We start from the raw sequence: 710 nt of genomic DNA on the forward strand, positions 1-710 counted from the left end.
CCGGAGAGGACGACGCAGTCCTTCTGGTTCGCCTTCTCCATCAGCTTGGGGCCCTGGGCGTCGAGCTGGGCAGCGGCCCAGTCCGCGGCGGTGGCCAGACCGGTCAGCAGCTTGGCCTTGGTGCCGACGGCCTTCGCCGCCTGAGCCCGCAGCAGGACGGCGGAGTCACGCAGCGCCTTGGACGCCTTGGTCAGCGCGGCGACCTGCTTCGTGGCCTCGGCGACCTTCTTGGCCACCTTCTCCAGGTCCTTGGTCGTGCAGACCTTGGGCGCCTTCACCGGATTGCCGTTCTTGTCGAAGATGACCGGCGGCGGCGTGACCACGGGGGCCTCGACGACCGGCGCGGGCGCCGGGGCCGGAGCCGGGGCCACCTCGACGGGTGCGGGCGCCGGGGCCGGAGCCGGGGCCACCTCGACGGGTGCGGGCGCCGACTCGACCGGCGCGGGCGCCGGCTCGATCACGGGCACGGACTCGGGGGCGGGAGCGGACTCCACCACCACGGCGTCGTCGGCCAGGGCGGCCGGCGCGATGGCAACGGTTCCGATCGCAGCGACGCCGGCCATGGCGATCGTCACCGCGAGGCGGCGGAAGGGGCTGAGGTTGGCGCTCATGTCGTCGTCTCTCCTTGACTATCCGGGACCGGGAGGGTCCCGGTGACACGGACGACGATCCGCGAGCTTCCGCAGGTCACCCGCTCGGTTTCCGCAAGA

General features: G+C 73.0%; 1 protein-coding gene. It reads right to left on the reverse strand.

All coding sequences use genetic code 11. The features are described 5' to 3' along the window. Window positions 1-611: hypothetical protein (locus tag E4P40_RS28450; protein ID WP_209305563.1), on the reverse strand; the 611-nt coding region annotated here is incomplete at its 3' end. Window positions 612-710: the final 99 nt, after the last annotated feature.

The organism is Blastococcus sp. CT_GayMR20 (assembly GCF_004570345.1).